This is a genomic window from Bacteroides sp., from assembly GCF_029057325.1.
Lineage (GTDB): Bacteria > Bacteroidota > Bacteroidia > Bacteroidales > Bacteroidaceae > Bacteroides.
Genome location: NZ_JAICZW010000152.1, coordinates 21,287 through 27,876, shown reverse-complemented (window position 1 = coordinate 27,876; position 6,590 = coordinate 21,287). Strand labels below are relative to the sequence as shown.

The 6,590-nt window shown below is 50.4% G+C and carries 4 protein-coding genes and 1 pseudogene; all 5 read right to left on the bottom strand.

Annotated elements, in window-relative coordinates; genetic code table 11:
* Positions 1-676, bottom strand: a pseudogene (locus tag K2G43_RS09665) (TonB-dependent receptor); the annotation flags it as partial.
* A 186-nt stretch (positions 677-862) separates the two neighbouring features.
* A complete protein-coding gene (queF, locus tag K2G43_RS09660; protein ID WP_297641734.1) occupies positions 863-1,318 on the bottom strand; it encodes a preQ(1) synthase in 456 nt (151 codons plus the stop codon).
* 30 nt (positions 1,319-1,348) lie between these two features.
* Positions 1,349-2,026 carry a 7-cyano-7-deazaguanine synthase QueC gene (queC, locus tag K2G43_RS09655; RefSeq protein WP_297641736.1) on the bottom strand — a complete coding sequence of 226 codons (678 nt, stop codon included), beginning with the start codon at positions 2,024-2,026 and terminating at the stop codon, positions 1,349-1,351.
* A 7-nt stretch (positions 2,027-2,033) separates the two neighbouring features.
* A complete protein-coding gene (locus K2G43_RS09650) occupies positions 2,034-2,714 on the bottom strand; it encodes a queuosine precursor transporter (protein WP_297641738.1) in 681 nt (226 codons plus the stop codon).
* Between the two features lie 256 nt (positions 2,715-2,970).
* Positions 2,971-6,360: a transcription-repair coupling factor gene (gene mfd, locus K2G43_RS09645; RefSeq protein WP_297641739.1), complete on the bottom strand. Its 3,390-nt coding sequence runs from the start codon at positions 6,358-6,360 to the stop codon at positions 2,971-2,973.
* Positions 6,361-6,590: the final 230 nt, after the last annotated feature.

The following is a 6,590-nucleotide window of genomic DNA, read 5'->3' as shown; positions in this document are numbered from 1 at the left end:
CTACATAGATAAAAGGAGCCCCCGTAGTGGCATTGCTCAACCAATGGCTGTTGCTGTAGTGATAAATCACGGAAAGCTGTCCACGGCCTTCGTCATACTTTTTGGTAAGAGCCGCCTTATAAATCTGTGTACGGTCTTGATATTGGGCAAAACGCAGTTTGAATGTTCCCGGGTCAAAGTTCTGGTAAACGCTTCCACTATAATACCAACCGTTTCCCAGGTCTCCGTTCAGGTTCAGATCAAACTGCTGCTTACCGAAATGATTGGTATTATAGTTCAATGTGCCTTTAAAAAAACCGTCACTTTCACCCAACTGTGTAAACGAATTGACGGCATAACCGATATTCCCGGTAGCAATGGCAGTCTCGGATATTTTCAACAACCCCACATGTCCCAGGCTGCTATCTCCACGCCAATGTGTATTCACATTATGAGGATTAGAGTTATACACTACGGGAAGCCCGTTTTCAAGCACATTCACATCGCCGCCCGGCAACCCGATGGAAATTTCACGAGGTCCGTTGGCACTGGCCGCATTGAGCATGACATTGCGGTTGGCTTCTTCCTTTTTAGATGATTGGAACACACGTAATGAATCATTCTTTGACTCTTGTGCGAAGGTCTCTGCCGCCAACACGAAACCGATGGCAAGCATAGCAAATACTTTTCCTTTCATGGTACATTGCATTTAAAGTTTTCGAATTCTTTTGTTTTCGTTTGTACCGGCAAAGGAAAGGATTCGGCCTACAAAATACTGAGACAAACATTACAAGGAATAGTAATTTTGATACCATGTAACAAAAGTGACAGAAGATGTAACAGAATTACTAATCGCTGAAAACAGGACAGTTAGAAGGAGGCATCACTCCCGATTCATCAACCGCTGCTCCGCCATCTTCTCGAACTTCGTGCCGGGACGTCCGTAGTTGGCGTATGGATAGATGGAAATGCCTCCACGAGGAGTGAAGATGCCGGTCACCTCGATGTACTTGGGATTCATCAGACGGATAAGGTCTTTCAGGATGATGTTGATACAATCTTCATGGAAGGCCCCGTGGTTACGGAAGCTGAAAAGATAGAGTTTCAGGCTCTTGCTCTCCACCATCTTGATGTCGGGAATGTAGCAGATGCGTATTTCCGCAAAGTCGGGTTGTCCGGTTATAGGACACAAACTGGTGAACTCGGGACAATTGAAGCGCACCCAATAGTCGTTCTCAGGATGTTTGTTATCGAACGCCTCCAATACTTCGGGAGCGTAATCTTGTTTGTATTCGGTTTTTCTCCCCAGCAAGGAGAGTTGGTCTTTCAATTCCGCCATATTATCTATTCATTTTAAGTTTCACAAATGTCAAATCAACGGGGAGGACAAGGAGGACAGGTATTTCTCTAATCCCTCACGCCTCAACTTACACGCCGGACAGTGTCCGCAACCGTCACCCGGAATGCCGTTATAGCAGGTGAGCGTTTCATGACGGACCAGGTCGAGCACTCCCAGCTCATCCGCCAACGCCCATGTCTCTGCCTTGTCAATCCACATCAAGGGAGTGTGAAGAATGAATTGTTCGTCCATCGCCAGATTCAGTGTCACGTTCAGCGACTTGATAAAAGCGTCCCTGCAATCGGGATATCCGCTAAAGTCCGTTTGAGACACTCCTGTCACAATGTGATTGATGCCGCGCTCGCGGGCATATACGGCAGCGATGCTCAAGAAGAACAGGTTGCGTCCCGGTACAAACGTATTTGGGAAAGTGCTGTCGGGCTTCTCCTGATCCATATCCATACCGATATCGGTCAATGAGTTGTGTCCCAACTTTCCGATGAAGGAGACATCCATCACCTCAAACTCCACCTCTGCCTTACGGGCTATCTCACGCGCCAGTTCCACTTCTTTCCGATGTTTCTGCCCATACAGAAAACTCAGCGCATACACTTTTTTAAATTCACGCTTCGCCCAGAAGAGGCAAGTAGTGGAGTCCTGCCCGCCGCTGAACACGACCAATGCCGCATCATTGTTTACCATATCCATATTCCTTTTAAATATCACTAATCTTCCATACCTTGTAAGAGATTCCCTCATCAAAGACATCGCTGCCGTCTATTCGTTTGATTGCCTGCACCACGCGAATGGTGACCGGAAGTATCAGCACCTCGTAGAGCGATTTCAACACCACCTGGACGCACATCATCAACAGCAGTTCACGCCACGCAATGATGCCACCAAACGCCACCGGAAAGAATATCAGCGAATCTGCCGTTTCCCCCACGACCGTGGACCAGATGGCACGCACAGAGAAGTTACGTCCTCCGCTACGGAGTTTCATCTTACTCATCACGTAAGCATTCAGGAACGAACCGACTAAAAAAGCCATCAGGCTGGCAACCACAATGCGGGGCGCCATTCCGAATACAAAATTAAAATGCGGCGCTCCCTCCCAAAAGGGTGCCGCCGGCAATGCCACGGCTATCAACCCCAACATAACGACAAAGAAGTTCATGGCAAAGCCGCTCCAGATAATCAGACGCGCCTTGCGAAAGCCCCAAACCTCGGCTATGCAATCGTTAATAATATAAGAAACGGGGAAGACCAGCAACCCGGCGGTTACGGTAATGCCAAAGAGTTGAATCACTTTGGTTTCAAGAAGGTTGGCTGTGATAAGGCACACATTGAACAGAATGCCCAACAGCATAAAAGGTACAGATACTTTTTGCTTCATACTCCTGTTTTTTACGTGGTGTTCTGGAATACACGACCGCTATTCGCGGCATCATACTTCAAAATCGGGCGCAAAGATACGCTTTCTTCAGCTCTTTCCAAAATTCTGAGGAAAATTAAGTGAAACAATCACACAGCATTTTGCATTTTCACTTCATAAAATCCTTGTATGTTCTTCACTTAATCCTCGTATGTTTTTTCGCTAAAGGCTCGTATGTTTTCCGCATGTAATAATATAGAGTTCATACAGAAAGTGTTCACCCTTCCGCCTGCATCGCCACTACCTCCTGCAACACGCCGACCGCCTCTTCCACCGAAGTGACATCCTTCACCAGCATGCTGCGCTTGTTGTTCTGCTCACGCAGGTCGCAGCGGCGGGTGTATTTCATCATGTAGGCGATGACCTTGCCGAATGCCTGACTTTGATAGTACGGACTATCGGGATTGGAGACAAAGAACAAGGACATTCTGCCACCTTTCAAGAATACCTTCTCCACTCCCAGACGGGCAGCGATGCGGCGCAAGGGGACGATGCGGAGCAGTTCCTCCGTTTCGGGAGGCACAGGACCGAAACGGTCTTCAAGGCGGGCACGGAAGTCGGCAACATCCTTGTCGAGCGTCAGTCCGTCCAGTTCACGGTAGAGGAGCATACGTTCGCTGCTGCCCGTCACGTAGTCGGCAGGCAACAGCAGTTCGAGGTCGCTCTCTACCTGGCATTCGTCCACAAACTGCTCACCGCTGATGACACCGCCGTCCGCTTTGATTTCTTCGGCATAGAGTTCGGCAAATTCATCGTTCTTCAGTTCGTGCACGGCTTCGGAAAGTATCTTCTGATAGGTCTCATAGCCCAGGTCGGCAATGAAGCCACTCTGTTCGGCACCCAGCATGTTTCCCGCGCCACGGATGTCGAGGTCCTGCATGGCGATGTGGATGCCGCTGCCTAAGTCGGAAAAGTTCTCGATGGCCTGCAGGCGGCGCTTCGCTTCCGGCGTGAGGGAAGACAAAGGAGGAGCCAACAAGTAGCAGAACGCCTTCTTGTTGCTACGCCCCACACGTCCGCGCATCTGGTGCAGGTCGCTGAGGCCGAAGTTCTGTGCCTGATTGATGATGATGGTGTTGGCATTGGGAATGTCGATGCCGCTCTCGATGATGGTAGTGGCAAGCAATACATCGTAATCGTAATTCACGAAGTCGAAGATAATCTTCTCCAGTTCGGCCGGCTCCATCTGACCATGACCGATGCAGACCCGACAATCGGGAATGTTCCGTTCTATCAGCGCTTTCAGTTCGATAAGGTTGGAAATGCGGTTGTTCACGAAGAACACCTGCCCGTTGCGACTCATCTCGAAGTTGATGGCATCCACAATGACCTCATCGTTAAAGGTATGCACCTCCGTCTGCACCGGATAGCGATTGGGGGGCGGTGTCTGGATAACACTCAGGTCGCGCGCGCCCATCAGCGAGAACTGCAAGGTGCGGGGAATGGGGGTGGCGGTCATGGTCAAAGTATCTACGTTCACTTTGAGCTGGCGCAGTTTCTCCTTGACGGAAACACCGAACTTCTGCTCCTCGTCGATGATAAGCAGACCAAGGTCTTTGAACTTCACATCTTTGCCCAAGATGCGGTGGGTGCCGATGAGGATATTCACCTCTCCGGCGGCAAGTCCTTTGATGGCAGCCTTTGATTGGGCTGAGGTACGCGCACGGCTCAGATACTCCACCCGGCAAGGCAGGTCTTTCAGGCGCTCTTTGAAGGTCTGGAAATGCTGGTAGGCAAGCACCGTGGTGGGCACCAGTACAGCTACCTGCTTGTTGTCCGCCACCGCTTTGAAGGCGGCACGCACAGCCACTTCCGTCTTACCGAAACCCACGTCGCCGCAAACCAGGCGGTCCATCGGACGGGCACTCTCCATATCCGCCTTCACATCGGCAGTCGCCTTGCTTTGGTCGGGAGTGTCCTCGTAGATGAAGGAAGCCTCCAACTCCCGTTGCAAAAAACTGTCGGGGCTGTACTGGAATCCTTTCTCCTCGCGCCGCTGTGAATAGAGCTTTATCAGGTCGCGGGCGATGTCCTTGATTTTGGTTTTGGTACGGTCTTTCAGTTTCTCCCAAGCTCCGGTGCCAAGTTTGTTCAGCCGGGGTGCCTCGCCCTCCTTCCCTTTGTATTTGGAAACCTTGTGCAGGGAGTGGATGGAGACGAACACCACATCCTCATTCTGATAGACAATCTTAATCACCTCTTGTGTGGTGTCACCGTTGGGGATGCGCACCAGTCCGGCAAATCGCCCTACACCGTGGTCGGTATGCACCACATAATCCCCCGGAGTAAACTGGTTCAGCTCTTTCAGGCTCAATGCCACTTTGCCGCTGCGTGCCTTATCGCTTTTCAGGTTATACTTGTGGAAACGGTCGAACAGCTGATGGTCGGTGAAGATGCAGAGACGCAACGCATGATCTACAAAACCTTCGTGCAACGTGCGTTCCACGGCAGTGAAGGTGATGTCGTCTCCCCTGTCCTCGAAGATGGCACGGATGCGATCGGTCTGCTTCCGGCTGTCGCTACATATATATAAGGTATAGCATTGGGCGAGATAGCTTTTGAAACTCTCTGCCACCAAATCGAAATTCTTATGGAAAATGGGTTGTGCCACGGTGTCGAATGAAAGGGTTGCATCGGGCGTACCTGTCGGTTTGTTGCCGAACTCCAGCCGGCGGAAGTCGAGGGCACGCAAAGTGAACTCACCGCCATCAATCAGCTTTCCTTCCAGCGTAATGGCTCCGTTCTCCTCCGTCTCGCGCGCGGCAATCGCCTGTGGGGTAAGCGACTCGTCATGCACCGTCTGAATACGTTCGCGCAGCCAAAGAAAATCGCGCATGGCAAGCAGGCTGTCCGACGGAAGGAAATCAAGGAACGACACCATGCCGCCGCTCCCCCCCTTTTCCAGACTGTGGCTCAGGTCGGGTACTATCACAATACTCTCTTTCTTCTCCTTTGAAAGCTGTGTCTCTACTTCAAAAGTACGGATGCTCTCCACCTCATCGCCGAAAAAGTCAATGCGGAAAGGATATTCGGAGGAGAACGAAAATACATCAATAATGCTGCCCCTCACAGCATATTGCCCGGGCTCGTAAACATAATCCACGTACTCAAAGCCGTAGCTGCGCAACACCTCCTTGATGAATTCCATATCCACTTTCTCGCCCACATGAAGTTTCAGCGTATTGTCACTCAAATCCTTGCGCGACACCACCTTTTCGGCAAGTGCATCCGGATAGGTCACAATGCAAAGGTTCTCCCCGTTCTTCTGCAGGCGGCTCAGCACCTCCGTACGGAGTATCTCATTCGCCGCATCCTTCTGCCCGTACTTGATGGCACGACGGAAAGAAGAGGGAAAAAACAGGACACGTTCCGTTCCGAGAATCTGTGTCAGGTCATGATAGAAATAGCCCGCCTCCTCCAAATCACCCAAAATGAAAACGAAAGGCATCCCCGCCTTTTCCACCAATACCGATGAAAAAAGCGAAGCCGCAGAAGCACACAAGCCCCCGCAATAAAGGTGACGAACAGAAGTATCTTTGAGGAGCCCGCACATCCCCACCACATTGGGATGAGCGGCATAGCATTGTTGCAGTTCAGTGATAGTCATTGTAATCAGGTGATAAATCCGCCACAAAAATACATAAATAACCTGTTGGTGGAATAAAATCAGCAAAGAAATAACTTCTGCAATTCCCCCTATATACTCCGTTTTGACAGACACTTGCGTCTGTCGTCTCAAACACTTGTGTCTGTCAGCTTGAACACAAGTGTTTGTCACGTTGAACACAAGTGTCTGTCAACCCACCTCTCAGCATCTGATAATCAGACTATTAAGAA